16 protein-coding genes are annotated in these 15,291 nt (G+C 57.9%); 11 read left to right on the top strand and 5 right to left on the bottom strand.

Annotated elements, in window-relative coordinates:
• Positions 1–693 (top strand): S16 family serine protease (locus KYE_RS06335; RefSeq protein WP_008171564.1); only part of this gene is annotated, 693 nt, incomplete at its 5' end.
• Between the two features lie 28 nt (positions 694–721).
• On the opposite strand, the gene KYE_RS06330 is transcribed toward KYE_RS06335, so the two are convergent.
• Positions 722–1,216, bottom strand: a complete 495-nt coding sequence (locus tag KYE_RS06330) for a MarR family winged helix-turn-helix transcriptional regulator (RefSeq protein WP_008171562.1) — start codon at positions 1,214–1,216, stop codon at positions 722–724.
• A 165-nt stretch (positions 1,217–1,381) separates the two neighbouring features.
• Between KYE_RS06330 and KYE_RS06325 the strand changes: the two genes are divergently transcribed.
• The 10 genes from KYE_RS06325 to KYE_RS06280 all read left to right on the top strand — a co-directional run bounded on the left by KYE_RS06325 (position 1,382) and on the right by KYE_RS06280 (position 11,111).
• Positions 1,382–2,290 (top strand): TPR end-of-group domain-containing protein, encoded by a 909-nt coding sequence (locus KYE_RS06325; protein WP_008171560.1) that lies wholly within the window; start codon positions 1,382–1,384, stop codon positions 2,288–2,290.
• Positions 2,291–2,444: 154 nt separating this feature from the next.
• The gene (locus tag KYE_RS06320) at positions 2,445–3,557 is read left to right on the top strand and encodes a branched-chain amino acid ABC transporter substrate-binding protein (protein WP_008171558.1); all 1,113 of its coding nucleotides are present in this window, start codon (positions 2,445–2,447) and stop codon (positions 3,555–3,557) included.
• A gap of 161 nt (positions 3,558–3,718) precedes the next feature.
• Positions 3,719–4,642 (top strand): high-affinity branched-chain amino acid ABC transporter permease LivH, encoded by a 924-nt coding sequence (gene livH / locus KYE_RS06315; RefSeq protein WP_008171556.1) that lies wholly within the window; start codon positions 3,719–3,721, stop codon positions 4,640–4,642.
• Positions 4,642–5,913: a high-affinity branched-chain amino acid ABC transporter permease LivM gene (locus KYE_RS06310; protein WP_008171555.1), complete on the top strand. Its 1,272-nt coding sequence runs from the start codon at positions 4,642–4,644 to the stop codon at positions 5,911–5,913. The genes livH and KYE_RS06310 overlap by 1 nt, the downstream gene beginning before the upstream one ends.
• A gap of 6 nt (positions 5,914–5,919) precedes the next feature.
• A complete protein-coding gene (livG, locus tag KYE_RS06305; protein WP_008171552.1) occupies positions 5,920–6,675 on the top strand; it encodes a high-affinity branched-chain amino acid ABC transporter ATP-binding protein LivG in 756 nt (251 codons plus the stop codon).
• 9 nt (positions 6,676–6,684) lie between these two features.
• Positions 6,685–7,386 carry an ABC transporter ATP-binding protein gene (locus KYE_RS06300; protein WP_008171549.1) on the top strand — a complete coding sequence of 234 codons (702 nt, stop codon included), beginning with the start codon at positions 6,685–6,687 and terminating at the stop codon, positions 7,384–7,386.
• A gap of 240 nt (positions 7,387–7,626) precedes the next feature.
• Positions 7,627–8,091: a DUF3015 domain-containing protein gene (locus KYE_RS06295; RefSeq protein WP_008171548.1), complete on the top strand. Its 465-nt coding sequence runs from the start codon at positions 7,627–7,629 to the stop codon at positions 8,089–8,091.
• An 89-nt stretch (positions 8,092–8,180) separates the two neighbouring features.
• On the top strand, positions 8,181–10,046 hold the full coding sequence (locus KYE_RS06290; RefSeq protein ID WP_008171546.1) for a DUF4105 domain-containing protein: 1,866 nt from the start codon (positions 8,181–8,183) through the stop codon (positions 10,044–10,046).
• The gene (locus KYE_RS06285; protein WP_008171545.1) at positions 10,016–10,894 is read left to right on the top strand and encodes an alpha/beta hydrolase; all 879 of its coding nucleotides are present in this window, start codon (positions 10,016–10,018) and stop codon (positions 10,892–10,894) included. Before KYE_RS06290 ends, KYE_RS06285 begins: the two co-directional genes overlap by 31 nt.
• The gene (locus KYE_RS06280; protein WP_008171543.1) at positions 10,881–11,111 is read left to right on the top strand and encodes a hypothetical protein; all 231 of its coding nucleotides are present in this window, start codon (positions 10,881–10,883) and stop codon (positions 11,109–11,111) included. Before KYE_RS06285 ends, KYE_RS06280 begins: the two co-directional genes overlap by 14 nt.
• Here the strand turns inward: KYE_RS06280 and pnp are convergent.
• The 4 genes from pnp to rbfA form a co-directional block, all read right to left on the bottom strand.
• Entirely contained in the window at positions 11,087–13,201 is a 2,115-nt protein-coding gene (gene pnp, locus KYE_RS06275) for a polyribonucleotide nucleotidyltransferase (protein WP_227497770.1), read from the bottom strand. The genes KYE_RS06280 and pnp overlap by 25 nt on opposite strands.
• 358 nt (positions 13,202–13,559) lie before the next feature.
• Entirely contained in the window at positions 13,560–13,829 is a 270-nt protein-coding gene (gene rpsO, locus KYE_RS06270; protein ID WP_008171539.1) for a 30S ribosomal protein S15, read from the bottom strand.
• A gap of 78 nt (positions 13,830–13,907) precedes the next feature.
• Complete coding sequence (gene truB, locus KYE_RS06265) at positions 13,908–14,849, bottom strand: tRNA pseudouridine(55) synthase TruB (protein ID WP_008171537.1); 942 nt, start codon at positions 14,847–14,849, stop codon at positions 13,908–13,910.
• On the bottom strand, positions 14,846–15,268 hold the full coding sequence (rbfA, locus tag KYE_RS06260) for a 30S ribosome-binding factor RbfA (protein WP_008171536.1): 423 nt from the start codon (positions 15,266–15,268) through the stop codon (positions 14,846–14,848). Before rbfA ends, truB begins: the two co-directional genes overlap by 4 nt.
• Positions 15,269–15,291: the final 23 nt, after the last annotated feature.

Raw genomic sequence — 15,291 nt, 5'->3', positions numbered from 1 at the left:
ATACTCCGCAAGGGGATCGTGAAGCTGCTGGAAAACCCGGACCAGCCGGTCAAGGTGGGCGTGTCGGATCTGCAGAGTTATCTGGGGCGGCCTTCGTTCAAGAAAGAGAAATCCCTGAAAGGCACCGGCGTTGTCACTGGCCTGGCCTGGACCGCCATGGGCGGAGCCACCCTGAGCATCGAGGCCTCCAGGATTCACAGCGCACAACGCGGCTTTAAACTGACGGGCCAGCTGGGTGATGTCATGAAAGAGTCCGCAGAAATCGCCTACAGCTATGTGTCCTCAAACCTCAAGCGCTTCAAAGGCGACCCGACGTTCTTCGACAAGTCCTTCGTGCACTTGCACGTGCCCGAAGGCGCCACGCCGAAGGATGGCCCCAGCGCCGGTGTCACGATGGCCACCGCCCTGCTGTCGATCGCACGCGGAGAGGCGCCACAACAAAACATCGCCATGACCGGAGAGCTCACCCTGACCGGACAGGTGCTGCCGGTAGGCGGCATTCGAGAGAAGGTCATTGCGGCGCGTCGGCAGAAAATCAGTAACCTGATCCTGCCGGAAGCCAATCGGGGGGATTATGAGGAGCTGCCGCAGTACCTGAAGGAAGGCCTGGCGGTGAACTTTGCCAAGCATTACAGCGATGTTTTCCAGGTGTGCTTCGCCAATAAGCCGAGGAAAGGGTCTTCGGTGCACTAATGGCAGGAGAAAGCCTGGCTCATTGAGGTCAGGCTTTCTCCTTCCACCCGTCATCCTTCAGAACCGACCCAACGGTTAGCACCGGTGATGCATCAATATCATCGGCATCCATCATGTTGGCCACCCGCTGAAGCGAGGCCAGAATCATGGTTTGCTCCCACTCCGCCAGGCTCTGGAATTTCTGAATGAAATCCTCTTGCAACGGATTGGGCGCCCGGGCCAGAAGATCTGCACCTTCCTCGGTCAGGTGCGCGTGAACCTTACGTTTGTCCTGGGTGCTGCGTACCCGATAAACCAGTTTCCGATGCTCGAGGCGATCCAGGATGGTGGTTACCGTCGCCTGGCTGAGACTGACCTTTTCCGCAATGGTGCCGATAGTCACCTCGCCCAGATCCCGAATCGTTCTCATGATCAGCAGCTGGGGCCCCGTGAGCCCGGCATGCTTGCTGAGACGCTTCGAATGAAGGTCCGTCGCCCGGATAACCCGCCTGAGAGCTACCAGTACATCTTCATAACTGTTCACAGCAATACTCCGATTCGGTCATGGGAATTTCTTTATACCCCTAACTATTAGAGGTCTTTGCACCCATGATTGCAAGTCAGGGAGATTCCCGGCATTTCTTCGGCCTTCCACTATGCTAAGGTTTCCCACTTGTTCCACTTACGACAGACGGACGGAATGCGCCCGATGATCAAGTATTTCCTGCCTTTTCTTTTGATGACGACGTTCGCCGGTACCCTCTTCGCCCAGGATAAACTGGGGCCAGAGGGAGAACTCACCTCAGAAGACCTGAGAGAGAGCATCAAGACGCTGGAAAAGCCGATGTATACCCCTTTCATCGAGCTTTACCTGTTAGAAGAGAGCAAAGCGTTGCGCAAAGAAATGCAGAACACCCGCGCAGAACTGATCGAAAAGGTGGTAGACAAGGAACTGTCCGTTGCCGACAAAACCATGTCCTATGCCACCGATACCGTTACCTACTTCTTTTACTTGATCGCCGGCGCCACCTCCATTCTCGTGGTGATCGGCTGGAACTCCATCCGGGACATGCGCAATCAGCTGACCAGTCTGGCCGAAAAACGGGTCAACGAGCTGGTGATCGAGTATGAGCAACGGCTCGAGTTCATCGAGGACCAGCTCAAGCAGAAATCCGACATCATTCACCAGAACCAGGCCGAGATCGAGCGCACCAACGAAGTGCATTCCCTGTGGCTGAAAGCCAGCCAGGAAACCTCACAGCAGAACAAGATTTCCGCCTACGACCAGATTCTGGATCTTCGCCCGGATGATGTGGAAGCTCTGAGTTACAAGGCCGACGCTGTCCTGGAAATGCAGGAACCGTTGTGGGCCATCAGTCTCTGCCAACGCGCGCTGAAGCTTGCACCGGATAATGGCCACGCGCACTATCAGCTGGCATGCGCCTATGCGGAAATCGGCCGCTGGGAGGACGCAGTAAGCACCTTGAAGAAAGCTATTGAAATTTCCGAGGCATACCGCGACGATGCTTCCGTAGACGTTAGTTTTGATCAGCTGCGCGAACATGAGAGCTTCCGCGAGCTGGTCTACCAGGATGAAGAAAACAGCACGGATGCGTGACACCGCTCAGAGCGGCACGGGATTTGCCTCTGCAGACAGGCCCGTGTTCCGGACCAAACCCCAGACTCATCCAGTTGACAAGCAGCGGGGTGTGGTGCTTGTTTAACTCTCTGAGAACACAAGAATAACCCTGAAATAAAACAGGACAGACTCAATGAGAACTTCAGTAAAAAAACTCGTAACTGCTGTTAGCACTTCCGTAGCCCTGATGGGCGCCGGCCATGCCGCTGCTGAAATCCAGATCGGTATCGCCGGACCCATGACTGGCCCCGTTGCCCAGTATGGTGACATGCAATTCTCCGGTGCCCGCATGGCGATCGAACAGATCAACGCCAATGGCGGTGTCATGGGTGAAGAACTTGTTGCCGTCGAGTACGACGACGTGTGTGACCCGAAGCAGGCGGTAACCGTTGCCAACAGCCTGGTCAACGATGGCGTACGCTTCGTTATCGGTCACCTGTGTTCCAGCTCCACCCAGCCCGCTTCTGACATCTACGAAGACGAAGGCATCCTGATGGTGACCCCGGCTTCTACCAGCCCGGAAATCACCGAGCGTGGCTATGAACTGGTGTTCCGTACCATCGGCCTCGACAGCATGCAGGGCCCGGTTGCAGCCAACTACATTGCTTCCCAGAATCCCGAGCGCGTCGCTATTGTTCACGACAAGCAGCAGTACGGTGAAGGCATTGCGACTGCGGTTCGTGACACCCTGAAAGACGCCGGCGTTGAAATTGCCATGTTTGAAGGCATCACGGCCGGCGACAAGGACTTCTCATCGCTGGTAACCAAACTCAAACAGGCTGATGTGGACTACGTCTACTACGGCGGTTACCACCCGGAACTGGGTCTGATCCTGCGCCAGGCTGACTCCGCTGGCCTGGACGCCCGCTTCATGGGCCCCGAGGGCGTGGGTAACAAGGACATCAACACCATCGCCGGCGAAGCCGCTGAAGGCCTGCTGGTAACCCTGCCACCGGCATTCGACCAGAAAGCCGAAAACCAGGCGCTGGTTGAAGCGTTCGAAGAGAAAGGTGAGGATCCCTCCGGTCCGTTCGTTCTGACCTCCTACACCGCTGTCCAGCTGGTTGCCGAAGGCATTGAAGCCGCCGGCTCCACCGATCCGTTCGACGTTGCTGCCGCCCTGCGCGAAGGCACCTTCCAGACTCCGATCGGCACCGTTGAGTACGACAAGTCCGGCGACATGAAGTCGTTCGAGTTTGTTGTGTACGAATGGCATTCAGATGGAAGCAAAACTCCGGTAAACTGAGCCAAAATCGTTAACAAACGGTAATCATGAGAGCACCTTCTCACCGCGATCCGGGAGAAGGTGTTTTTCTAGGCTCCTGTTGATCCTCCCCACCTCCTGCCCGGATATCCCGGGCACGGGGTGTGGTCGTGGAGGGGGCAGGCTTTCGGAGTCCCATAACAATGCAAGACCTCCTGTATTTTTCTCAGCAGCTCATTAACGGGCTGACGATCGGGAGCACCTATGCCCTGATCGCCATCGGCTACACGATGGTTTACGGCATCATTGGCATGATCAACTTTGCCCATGGTGAAATCTACATGATCGGTGCCTACACGGCGCTGATTGCCATTACCGGCCTCACCGCCCTCGGCCTTGCCTGGCTGCCGCTGATACTGATCGTCGCCCTGCTGTGTGCCATGATCGTTTCCAGCTCCATGGGCTGGGCAGTGGAACGGGTGGCTTACCGGCCAGTGCGGGGGCGTCACCGCCTGATCCCGCTGATCTCCGCCATCGGCATGTCCATCTTCCTGCAGAACTACGTTCACCTGGCACAGGGATCCCGCAACATTGGTTTCCCGGCCCTGATTGACGGTGGTTTCAACTTCGGTTCCGGTGACGGTTTCCAGATGTCCCTGTCCTATATGCAGATCACCATCTTCATCACCACACTGATCTGTATGACAGCCCTGTCCCTGTTTATTTCCCGTTCACGGACTGGCCGCGCCTGCCGGGCCGTGTCACAGGACCTGGGTATGGCCAACCTGCTGGGCATCGACACCAACCGGATCATCTCGGCAACCTTTGTGATCGGTGCGGCACTGGCAGCCGTTGCCGGCCTGCTTCTGGGCATGTACTACGGTTCGGTTGATCCTCTGTTCGGCTTCATTGCCGGCTTGAAAGCCTTTACCGCAGCGGTACTTGGCGGCATTGGCAGCATACCCGGCGCGATGCTGGGAGGACTGATATTGGGCGTGGCAGAGAGCATGACCTCCGGCTACCTCAGCGGTGAGTACAAGGATGTGATCTCATTCAGCCTGCTGATTCTGATTCTGCTGTTCAAACCCACCGGCCTGCTCGGCAAACCGGAGGTTGAGAAGATCTGATGGCTGCTAACAATTTCAGACACGCACTTTTCTGCGCGTTCATTACACTGATCATTTCCTACCCGATCATTGGGTTCAATCTTGAGGCCCAGGGCATCAACGTGACCCTGACCGGCGCCGATGCCACCACCATCGTGATGGTATTGCTCGCGGCAGTGATCGTATTCCTGTTCCAGATGTTCCGGGAACAGATCATGGGAGGCCTGAAGAGCATTCCCCATCCTCTGCCCCAATCCAACAAAGAGCCGATGGCGGAAAACCGTCGGGCAAAGATTGAGTCCTGGGTACTGACCGGCATCGTGGTTCTTGCACTATTCTGGCCCTTCTTCGTGTCCCGCGGTTCCGTGGATCTGGCCACACTGGTGCTGATCTATGTGATGCTGGCCCTTGGCCTGAACGTCGTGGTCGGTCTGGCCGGACTTCTGGATCTTGGCTACGTGGCATTCTACGCCGTGGGCGCCTACACCTTTGCCCTGCTCTCCCAGTACACCGGCATTTCGTTCTGGCTGGCACTGCCTATCGGTGCTCTGCTTGCCGCCCTGTTCGGTCTGGTGCTGGGCTTTCCGGTACTCCGGTTGCGGGGGGATTATCTGGCCATCGTAACCCTCGGGTTTGGCGAGATCATCCGGATACTCCTGAACAACTGGACGACGCTGACTGGCGGCCCCAACGGCATTGGTGGCATCCCCGATCCAACCCTGTTCGGCATGGAATTCGGGCGCCGGGTGAAGGAAGAGGGCAACACCTCGTTCCACGAAACCTTCGGCATCGCCTACAGCGGTGAGCACAAGGTTATCTTCCTGTACCTCATTGCCCTGGTTCTGGCGGTATTCACCGCGCTCGTAATCCGTCGATTCATGCGGATGCCCGTGGGCCGGGCCTGGGAAGCACTGCGGGAAGACGAGATCGCTGCCCGCTCCCTGGGTCTCAGCCGCACCGCAGTGAAGCTGTCCGCCTTTACCATTGGCGCCTTCTTTGCCGGTTTTGCCGGCACTGTGTTCGCCTCCAAGCAGGGCTTCATCAGCCCGGAATCGTTTGTTTTCCTGGAGTCTGCCATCATCCTGGCGATCGTGGTTCTCGGCGGCATGGGTTCCCAGATCGGTGTGGTACTGGCGGCAATCGCTGTCACCATCCTGCCGGAACTGGCCCGTGAGTTCTCCGAATACCGCATGCTGATCTTCGGTGCCGCTATGGTGCTGATGATGGTCTGGCGTCCGCAGGGCCTGATGCCCATGCGCCGCATTCATATTGAACTCAAAAGGCAGGAGTGACAGACGATGCTTGAAGTACAGAATCTGTCCATGCGCTTTGGCGGCCTGCTGGCGGTAGACGAAGTGTCTCTGGACGTTCAGGAACACGAGATTGTGTCCATCATCGGCCCCAACGGGGCTGGAAAAACCACTGTATTCAACTGCATGAGCGGTTTTTACAAGCCCACGGGCGGCAAGATCCTGTTCGAGGGCAAGGAAGTACAGGGTAAACCCGACTACAAGATCTCCCGACTGGGTATGGTGCGCACTTTCCAGCATGTGCGGCTGTTCAGCCAGATGACGGTGGTGGAAAACCTGCTGGTGGCTCAACACCGCCACCTGAACACCAACCTGATTTCGGGCCTGATCAAAACCCCCAGTTACCGGACCAAAGAGCAGAAATCCCTGGATCGGGCCGCCTACTGGCTGGATCGGGTTGGCCTGCTGGATCTGGCCAACCGGGAAGCCGGCAACCTCGCCTACGGTCAGCAACGGCGTCTGGAGATTGCCCGCTGCATGGTCACCGAGCCCAAGCTGTTAATGCTCGACGAGCCGGCAGCCGGCCTCAACCCGGCGGAAACCAAGGAACTCAACCAGCTGATCATCAGCCTGAAAGAGGACTACAACGTTTCCGTAGTGCTGATTGAGCACGACATGAGCCTGGTAATGGATATTTCCGACCGCATCAACGTCATCAACCAGGGCCGCCCCCTGGCCAGTGGCACACCGGAAGAAATCCGCCAGAACGACGACGTGATCAAAGCCTATCTGGGCGAGGCCTGAGGTAAACACATGTTAGTACTAGAAGATGTCCATACCCACTACGGCAAGATCGAGGCCTTGCACGGGGTGTCTGTCGAAGTCAAAAAGGGTGAGATCGTCTCGCTGATCGGCGCCAACGGCGCCGGCAAGACCACGCTGCTGATGACCGTCTGCGGTAACCCCCGGGCCAGTTCAGGACGCATTTTCCTGGAGGGCCGGGAAATCACCAACGAATCCACGGCGCAGATCATGCGCTCCGGCATCGCCATTGTTCCGGAGGGGCGTCGGGTGTTCTCGGGCCTGACCGTGGAGGAAAACCTCCACATGGGTGGTTTCTTCAACACCAAGGCCGAAATCCGCAAGAGCCAGGAGCACGTCTACGAGCTCTTCCCGCGCCTCAAGGAACGTGAACATCAGCGTGCCGGCACCATGTCCGGCGGCGAGCAGCAAATGCTGGCTATCGGGCGGGCCCTGATGAGCAGGCCAGAGATGATCATCCTTGATGAACCATCACTGGGCCTGGCACCGCTGATTATCAAGCAGATCTTCGAGATCATCGGCCAGCTTCGCGAGGAAGGCATTACGGTTTTCCTCGTCGAGCAGAACGCCCACCAGGCCCTCAACCTGGCAGACCGGGGTTACGTGCTGGAAACCGGAAAGATTCGCCTGCACGACACGGGCAAGAATCTGCTCAACAACCCGGATGTCCAGAACGCCTATCTGGGCGGCTGATCCTGGATCCTTGCCTCGAAGCATAAAACCGGAGCATGCACGCTGCTCCGGTTTTTTTTTGGGCTAAATCAAATACTCACCAATCTTTAAACTTGCGTTGGCTGGATTTCAACTATACTCAGATCAACGGTCAACCTGTCTCCACAAGACCAGTCAGGGCCGTTTTCGCAATGCTGCTCCACGTCAGGAGCAGCATTGTGTATTGCGACGACAGCTTTAAACCACAGGAAGGAGTGGATAATGAAAAAACTGATCGCAGGTGCAATTCTTCTTGGTGCCTCTTCCATGGCCTTTGCCCAACCGGGCTGTGGCGTCGGTGCCATGATCTGGAAAGGACAATCCGGCATTGCCCCCCACGTACTCGCTGCAACCACCAACGGTACCTTTGGTAACCAGACGTTTGGTATGACCACAGGTACCCTTGGCTGCCAGACCAACCAGTCTGTTCAGTCCATGGCCATGTACATGGACAGCAACATCGACAAGGTGGCCCGGGACATGTCCCGCGGTTCCGGCGAGAACCTGGACACCCTGGCAGTACTTCTGGGTGTTGACGAAGCGGATCGCGATGCGTTCCGCAAGGTGCTGCAGGACAACTTTGCCACCATTTTCCCGGACTCTGACACCACCTCCGGCGAAGCCGTGGACGCCATCGTCGCGCTCCTGGAGCAAAACGAGTCACTCAGCAAATACGTAGCAGCCTGATCCAGGCTCCTTGAAGGGACTCTCATGCGCCAGGGACGGCGCATCGTTCCATTCTCTACCCTGTTCAACCCCGGATGCAGCACCAACCCATGGGCAACATGCTTCGCATTGGGCCAGCCCTGATCTGGCTTGCAGTCAGCCTGCCGACCCAGGCCAATTCGCCTGAACACGCAACCGAGCTCCATCTCGACCCTGCCTGGCTCACACTCATTCATTATCAACCCGACAGGTTTGGTAGCGGATATACCAGCCAGGCCGATGATCCGGCCTTTTTCCTGAGCGAAAATGGCAAGCACTCCCCCCGGGCAGAGCTCAAAGCCACCCTGGATGCTATCCAGATAGACGGGGAAGGCGACGACCACGCCCTCTGCCGCTTCCCGGCACGGGCGACCTGGCTCAGTCAGCAACTCGATCTGTCGCTACCGGAAATCGAGTGTCCCGGCTTCCAGGAATGGTCGGAAACATTGAACACCGAGACGGTGACCCTGGTGTTTGCCGCCTCTTACCTCAACAGCCCGTCTTCCATGTTCGGCCACACGTTTCTGCGCCTGGACCCACCCCAGGATGACGACGAAACCAACCTGCTGCTGGCCAACACAATCTCCTATGCCGCTGATGCCGCCGCCCACGACAGTGAACTGCTGTTCGCGTACAAGGGCATTTTCGGCGGCTATCCCGGCATCACTACGGTCCAGCCGTACTACGAGAAAATTCGGCTTTACTCCGACATCGAACATCGTGACCTGTGGGAGTACAAACTGAACCTTACCCAGGATGAAGTGGACCTGATGATTGCCCACGCCTGGGAAATACGGGATCGGAATTTTGATTATTACTTCTTCGATGAAAACTGCGCCTATCGCCTGTTGGCGCTGATAGACATTGCCCGCCCGGGCACGGACCTTTTGGGGGAAGTAAGCACTCACGCCATTCCGTCGGACACGGTTCGCTGGGTGGTCGACAAGGATCTGGTCAGCGAAGTCTACTACCGCCCCTCGGCTGCCACGTCGGTGGCCTACAGTCTCTCTAGCCTGCCCGACGATCAACAGACCCTTGCGGCAGCCGTCGCCAACGGATATGTAGCCGCTGATGGTAGCGAAGTGAAGTCACTGCCAGCCGAGCAAAGAGCACATGTTCTGGACGCCACCTACGATTATGTTCGATACAAGAGCGAGGCCGACGGCTGGCCCCGTGAAATCGCCGCACCACTCTCCCATGACCTGTTGAGAGAGCGCAGCCAGATCAGCGACGTCGCACCGCCCGAGGAACCACCCGAACCGGTAGTTCGGGATGATCAGGGCCACGACACCTTCCGACTGAGCCTCGGAGCAGGCCAGCAGGCACACAGGGAATTCACCCAGTTGACCCTGCGCCCGGCCTACCACGATGTGCTGGACCCGCCGGCCGGCTACCGTACCGGTGCCCAGCTGCAGTTCCTCCGACTCGACGCGCGCCTGTATACCGACAACGACGAACTTCAACTGGAACAGCTTACCGGCGTGGAAATCCGCTCCCTGAGCCCGCGGAACGCCTTTTTCTCGCCACTGTCCTGGCAGGTAGGTTTTGGTGGCCGCCGCACGGATACTGGCAACGATCGGGTCCTGACGCCCTATCTCGAGGGCGGAGCTGGCGGCAGCTGGCGCCTTGGCAACCAGACCCAGGCCTTTGCCATCGCCACCGCCGACCTTGAAATCGACGACGACCTGCGCCGAGGCTACGATGCTGCCCCCGGCGCCGACATCGGCCTGCTCCATCAGAACAACCAGTTCAGCCTGCTCGCCGGTGCCAAAACCAAGGCCTGGATCGTTAGCAGCCAACACCGCCAGGATCAGCTTTACGCCAAAGCCAACTGGCACATCGGCCGCGAGTTCAGTCTGTTTGCCGAGTTCACCCGGGAAGACCACTACGACAGGTATCAAAGCCTATGGCACGCCGGAATCCACGCGTATTTCTGACTGCCACCACGGCCCGGTTAAGCGGGCTTCTGGTTGCGCTTCTGCTGCTATCCGGTTGCAGCAGCGTTTTCTTTTACCCGGATCGGGTGACTTACATCACCCCGGACCGACTGAACCTCGAATACGAAGACATCTACCTCGACACGGCCGACGGCGAAACCCTCCATGGCTGGTGGCTGCCCGCAGAAGCCCCTGAGAACAACGCCAGGGGCACAGTCTATTTCCTGCATGGCAACGCCCAGAACGTCAGCAGCCACATCCTCAACGTAGCGTGGCTGCCCGAGAGAGGCTACAACGTCTTTACCATCGACTACCGGGGCTACGGCAAATCCACCGGTGACCCGGACATCGAAGGCGCGCTGCACGACGTGGAAACCGGCCTGCGCTGGCTGGCCAAAAAACCTGACGTGACCGACCGCCCCCTATACATCCTCGGCCAGAGCCTCGGCGGCGGTCTCGGAATCGCCCTGGCCAGTGAATGGACTCAGAGGGAGGAACAGCCCCGGCTGGACGGTGTAATCCTGGATGGTACCTTCTCCGGCTTTCGCAAGATCGCCCGGGAGAAATTAGGTGGGTTCTGGCTTACCTGGCCGTTGCAGATCCCGCTAAGCTGGACCATACCCGACGACTACGAAGGTGTGGATCATATTCCTAGGATCAGTCCGGTGCAGGTGATGGTAATCCACAGCGTTCGAGACGGGATTATTCCCTTTCATCATGGAGAGGCGCTGTTTGAGGCAGCACAGGAGCCCAAAGAGTTCTTGCAGACGGATACGCCTCACGGGGCGACGTTTGTTATTCCCGGGTACCGGAGAGAGGTGCTTCGCTTCATGAATGCTGGGCGATAGAGTGTGGGCGGCTGTTGGGTTTCCCTTTTCAAAAGTGTTGAGGGCCAAGGACGGCCCGAAACAAGCGCACATGGATGTGCTCGTAGCGTCTTTTGAAAAGGGAAACCCAACAGCCGCTTGCAACCAAGCCAAGCGCAAGAAAAAACCCGCCAATCCAGAGGAAAGGCGGGTTTTTATCAAGCCCGAAAACGATCAGGCAGAGAAATCGGTCGGCTGATCGCCTTCCTTGATTTCCTTCATGGACAGCTTCACGCGACCACGGTTGTCCACATCCAGCACCTTCACCAGAACTTCCTGACCTTCGCTCAGCTCGTCAGTCACGTTCTCGATGCGGCGATCAGAGATCTGGGAGATATGCACCAGACCATCCTTACCAGGCAGGATGTTAACGAAGGCACCGAAGTCTACAATGCGCTCTACGCGGCCCTTGTAGATAGCACCCACTTCGATCTCGGCCGTGATTTCCTTGACCCGGTTAACCGCCGCCTGGGCAGCTTCCTGGTTGTCGGCGTAGATCTTCACGTTGCCATCATCATCCAGATCGATGGAGGCGCCGGTCTCGTCACAGATCGCGCGGATAACAGAACCGCCCTTACCGATAACGTCGCGGATTTTCTCCGGATTGATCTTGATGGTGGTGATGCTCGGCGCACGGGCAGACAGCTCGGCACGCGGCTCGGAGATCACCTTGTTCATCTCGCCCAGGATATGCAGACGCGCAGCGTGAGCCTGCTCGAGAGCGATTTCCATGATCTCGTCGGTGATGCCGTTGATCTTGATATCCATCTGCAGGGCGGTCACGCCCTCCTGGGTACCGGCCACCTTGAAGTCCATGTCGCCCAGGTGATCTTCGTCACCCAGGATATCAGTCAGGACCGCGAACTTGTCGCCTTCCTTGACCAGACCCATGGCGATACCGGCAACCGGTGCCTTGATGGGTACACCCGCGTCCATCAGCGCCAGGCTGGAACCACAGACAGAGGCCATGGAACTGGAACCGTTGGACTCGGTGATCTCGGAAACCGCACGGATAGCGTACGGGAATTCTTCCAGTGTCGGCATAACAGCCAGAACACCACGCTTGGCCAGACGACCGTGACCAACTTCGCGGCGGCCCGGGGTGCCTACACGGCCAGCTTCACCCACGGAGTACGGAGGGAAGTTGTAGTGGAACAGGAACGGATCCTTGCGCTCACCTTCCAGTGCATCAATGATTTGCACATCACGGGACGTACCCAGAGTAGTGGTCACGATGGCCTGGGTCTCGCCACGGGTAAACAGGGCGGAACCGTGAACGCTGGGCAGAACACCCACTTCAATTTCGATCGGACGGACAGTCTTGTTGTCACGACCATCGATTCGCGGCTTGCCATCAATGACCTGCTGGCGAACCACACTCTTCTCGATCTTGCCGAAGTACTTTTTGACTTCGTCTTCGGAAGGTTGGCCTTCCTCTTCACCGGCCAGTTTCTCAACGGCAGCGGCTTTTACTTCGCCAAGCCGCTCGTAGCGGGCCATCTTGTCACGGATGCCGTAGGCTTCCTCGATAGCACCGGCAAAGTCGGCCTTGATGGCATTCAGCAGCTCGGTGTTCTCGGCGGCCGGCTGCCAGTCCCAACGGGGCTTGCCGATTTCAGCAGCAAATTCCTTGATGGCGGTAACCGCTGTCTGCATTTCCTGATGACCATAAAGCACGCCGCCCAGCATCTGGTCTTCGGTCAGGCCTTTGGCTTCGGATTCAACCATCAGAACCGCGTCTTCAGTACCGGCAACGACCATATCCAGCAGGGAGGTCTGCAGTTCTTCAAACGTCGGGTTCAGGAAGTAACCGCGCTCGTTGGTGTAACCCACGCGGGACGCACCGATGGGGCCATCGAACGGAATACCGGAGATGGACAGAGCGGCAGACGCCGCCAGCATCGCGGCAATATCCGGGTCCTGGTTCTTACTGGAGGACATGACCGTGGTGATGACCTGAACTTCGTTCATGAAGCCGTTCGGGAACAGCGGACGAATCGGACGGTCGATCAGGCGTGAGGTCAGCGTTTCCTTTTCGGAAGGACGACCTTCGCGCTTGAAGAAGCCACCGGGGATTTTGCCCACGGCGTAGGTCTTCTCGAAGTAGTTCACGGTCAGCGGGAAGAACGGCTGGCCGGGCTTGGCTTCTTTGGCGCCAACAACGGTGCCGAGAACGGAAATATCATCCACGGTTACCAGTACGGAACCGGTTGCCTGACGGGCAATACGGCCGGTCTCCAGAGTGACGGTTTTGCCGCCAAGCTCAAATGATTTCTTGAAAGGTTTCAGATCCACAAAAAACTCCTGGTCTATCTGTTCCAGATTGATTCGTTCCGGGCGCCCCTGCGCTCGAAACCATAGTTCTGCAGATGATGTGCTGTGGTCTGAAGAGCAACCCGTCTGAAAGCTAACAGGCTGTTGCAAAACCCCGGTCTGGGAGGCGGCAGTTCCGGAGGCCGCCAGGCCCGGGCTTTTCAACAACCTGCTATCAATTTCGGCTTTCCATTACGACAGGGAATCCTTCGAACACACAGACAATCCAACTGCAGTGGGAAAAAACACAACCAGCAGTCCCCGCGAGGAGGACTGCTGGTTGACGACTGCCGCCGGACGTACCGGCACAGCCCTCAGGTCGTAAAGACCCGGATTAGCGACGCAGACCCAGGCGCTGGATGAGCTCCAGGTAACGATCGGCGTTCTTGCGCTTGAGGTAGTCCAGCAGCTTACGACGCTGGTTTACCATCCGGATCAGGCCGCGGCGGGAATGGTGATCCTGCTTGTTGGCCTTGAAGTGATCCTGCAGCTTGTTGATGTTCGCGCTCAGCAGTGCCACCTGAACTTCAGGGGAACCGGTATCGCCATCACCTTGCTGAAAATCCTTAACGATCTGTGCTTTCTCGTTGGCAGAAAGTGCCATAACTCACCTCATTGTTTGCGATGCTTTCGAATACGGCCGAACCGCGCATCTCTACAGCCCGGCTAGACAGCGACGCGCCTAACGCTTTCCGCTGCTTTTCACCAGTCGGCGTGGGACCAGATTGGTCTGCTCGCCTTCCGGGAATGCTTCTGCAAGCCCGACGAAGCTTTCGTTAGCGCTCTCATTCGCATAGAGACGCACGAACCCGTCGTAAGCCTGACCCGGTATTCTAACCGGTTGTCCGTTCAAGATCGATACCAGCGCCTGCCCCGCCAGACGGTGCTCGGGGAACATGGACAGCGCGGCATCCGGTGCCACGAGGAGACCATCAAGGCTTTCACCCCGCTCACGCATCGCCTCCAGATCACTCACGGCATGGGCATCGGCCAGAGTGAACCCGGAAGCCATGGTACGGCGCAGCGCCGTTACATGGGCTCCGCAGCCCAGGGCTTCACCGATATCCTCAACCAGTGAGCGAATGTACGTACCCTTGGTGCAGCTGACCGCGATATCCAGTTCATTCTCGCGAATATCCAGGAGCGTCAGTTCGTAAATGGTCACCGGTCTTGCCGGACGTTCCACCTCGATACCTTCGCGAGCATATTCGTAGAGCGGACGCCCTTTGTGCTTGAGCGCCGAGTACATGGAGGGAACCTGTTGGATATCACCCCGGAAACCGTCAAGTACCGGCTCCAGGACCTCGGCGGTGAGACCGGCCGGTACCGGTTTCTCGGCAACGACGGCGCCCTCACTGTCACCGGTTTCGGTTTGGACTCCGAGCCGGGCGGTGGCAATGTAGGCCTTGTCGCTGTCGAGCATCATCTGGGAGAACTTGGTGGCCTCACCGAAGCACAGCGGCAGCACGCCCGTGGCCAGGGGATCAAGAGCACCGGTGTGGCCCGCCTTGGCGGCCCCGAACAGGCGCTTCACCTGCTGCAGGATGCCGTTGGAGGTAACACCTGCCGGCTTGTCGATAACGAGGATACCGTTAACGTCACGGCCTTTGCGTCTGCGGCTCAAGCGTTACGCTCCGGGTCATCCTGATCATCGTCGGTGCGGTCAACGGCCGGCTTGTCGCCGACCGCTTCCCGAATGAGGCTATCCATTTTGCGGCTGTATCCCTGCAGCGTATCGAAGTGGAAACGCAGCTGTGGCACAACCCGCAGCTTCATTGCGCGACCTACCTGGCCCCGCAGAAAGCCCGAGGCTTTGTTGAGCACCGCAATCGATTCCCGGACCTCCGGAGACTCTTCCGTCAGTTCTTCGGTGGAAAGCAGGGAAACATAGATATCGGCGTAGCCAAGATCACGACTGACCTTGACTGCGTTGACCGTGACCATACCCACCCGCGGGTCTTTGACTTCCCGCTGGATGAGCTGGGCCAGTTCCCGTTGCATCTGATCGCCGATGCGATCAATACGACTGAACTCTCTTGGCATTAGGCTTCCTTCAAAATCGGGCG

This window comes from Marinobacter manganoxydans MnI7-9 (genome assembly GCF_000235625.1).
Classification (GTDB): Bacteria; Pseudomonadota; Gammaproteobacteria; order Pseudomonadales; family Oleiphilaceae; genus Marinobacter; species Marinobacter manganoxydans.
This window is presented reverse-complemented; position numbering and strand designations above follow the sequence as displayed.

What these genes read in the sequence shown, in the direction of transcription:
- KYE_RS06290 (WP_008171546.1), top strand. Translation starts at nt 8,181, where the DNA reads ATGGGCAACATGCTTCGCATTGGGCCAGCCCTGATCTGGCTTGCAGTC.
- KYE_RS06325 (WP_008171560.1), top strand. Translation starts at nt 1,382, where the DNA reads ATGATCAAGTATTTCCTGCCTTTTCTTTTGATGACGACGTTCGCCGGT.
- KYE_RS06280 (WP_008171543.1), top strand. Translation starts at nt 10,881, where the DNA reads ATGCTGGGCGATAGAGTGTGGGCGGCTGTTGGGTTTCCCTTTTCAAAA.
- rbfA (WP_008171536.1), bottom strand. Translation starts at nt 15,268, where the DNA reads ATGCCAAGAGAGTTCAGTCGTATTGATCGCATCGGCGATCAGATGCAA.
- livG (WP_008171552.1), top strand. Translation starts at nt 5,920, where the DNA reads ATGCTTGAAGTACAGAATCTGTCCATGCGCTTTGGCGGCCTGCTGGCG.
- KYE_RS06310 (WP_008171555.1), top strand. Translation starts at nt 4,642, where the DNA reads ATGGCTGCTAACAATTTCAGACACGCACTTTTCTGCGCGTTCATTACA.
- KYE_RS06320 (WP_008171558.1), top strand. Translation starts at nt 2,445, where the DNA reads ATGAGAACTTCAGTAAAAAAACTCGTAACTGCTGTTAGCACTTCCGTA.
- rpsO (WP_008171539.1), bottom strand. Translation starts at nt 13,829, where the DNA reads ATGGCACTTTCTGCCAACGAGAAAGCACAGATCGTTAAGGATTTTCAG.
- livH (WP_008171556.1), top strand. Translation starts at nt 3,719, where the DNA reads ATGCAAGACCTCCTGTATTTTTCTCAGCAGCTCATTAACGGGCTGACG.
- KYE_RS06285 (WP_008171545.1), top strand. Translation starts at nt 10,016, where the DNA reads ATGGCACGCCGGAATCCACGCGTATTTCTGACTGCCACCACGGCCCGG.
- KYE_RS06295 (WP_008171548.1), top strand. Translation starts at nt 7,627, where the DNA reads ATGAAAAAACTGATCGCAGGTGCAATTCTTCTTGGTGCCTCTTCCATG.
- KYE_RS06300 (WP_008171549.1), top strand. Translation starts at nt 6,685, where the DNA reads ATGTTAGTACTAGAAGATGTCCATACCCACTACGGCAAGATCGAGGCC.